Source organism: Oleiphilus sp. HI0125, from assembly GCF_001635355.1.
On the sequence record NZ_LWGF01000695.1, the window covers coordinates 1 to 1,113 of the forward strand.

A 1,113-nucleotide genomic window follows, 5' to 3' on the forward strand; every position below is an offset into this window, starting at 1 on the left:
CACCAGATGGAGGACGGAGCAAAACTATCAGATGCGATCAAGAACGCGTGCAGAGCTCACTACGGCACGTTAGGGCCTGCTTTTATTTCTGCACTGATATCTGATGACCTAAGCGATCTTAGCACCTCAGTAAACCTTATACGCGATTCAATGACCCCTGATGGAGGACAGGAACAACGAGCAGCAGAGCGATTCGCTATTGTTGCCACAGCATTAGAACTTGCCGCCAAGTATGAATTGCTACCGCTAAAGATGGGCGAGCCTACCGCAACCATGATCGAGTTGTTTAATCATTGGCGACAACATCGGCAAAACAAAAACGCAGAAACTAGCGCGATCATCGAGCAGATTGCAGATTTTATAAGTCGCAATGGAGATACCATGTTTTCAAACATTGATGACAGTTCGCATGACTACCCTATCCGGGATCGAGCAGGCTGGTGGAGAGATGAAAACGGACAACGTATCTGGATCTTTACGAGCGAGGGACTTAAACGCGCAGCCAACTGCACTAATATCAACCGCATCATCAAAGCATTGAATGATACTAATTTGATTGCAGTGCACGACATTGGCAAGAGCTCAAAGGCAACAACAATTCAAGGATCGACAAAACGCCTATATCACATCGCAAGCATTGATAAAGGGGAAGCATGAACGCCGCCGAATATTTAGCATAAGCATTACGACAAGCGCAGGCTACCAATTACCCCGATTACCCCAACGAAAATGGAGAGGTAATCGCTGAAAAGCCAGTAATAACGGGGCCTACAACCTCAATTACCCCGAAAAACAACAAAGTCCAAAGTAGTAACGCAATGACCACCGCATATAAGGTGATGGTCGATGGACACCCGATTGACGTAATTGACACTGCTAACAAAGACCGAGCCGAGTTTAATCAGTCCATGAAAGATAGATTTGGCGACAGATATCAGGGGCTTTATATCAAAGCAGAGGTGAAGTAATGAACAACCACATCGTGCAGATCAAACATCAAGAGCAGATCCGAGCTGCAATCCGAAAGGTCGAACACGCGATTAAGTTTGCACCTTGGGATAGAAAAACTAGATAATTAAGAATCTAAAATAGGAAGTAATAGAATGGCAAAAA

General features: G+C 45.0%; 2 protein-coding genes. Both read left to right on the forward strand.

Annotation, left to right across the window (positions count from 1 at the left end):
- Window positions 1-657, forward strand: a 657-nt coding sequence (locus A3762_RS27470; RefSeq protein WP_197469188.1) for a hypothetical protein, incomplete at its 5' end; no start/stop codon positions are given.
- Between the two features lie 161 nt (window positions 658-818).
- Window positions 819-968: a hypothetical protein gene (locus A3762_RS26430; RefSeq protein WP_156493375.1), complete on the forward strand. Its 150-nt coding sequence runs from the start codon at window positions 819-821 to the stop codon at window positions 966-968.
- Window positions 969-1,113: the final 145 nt, after the last annotated feature.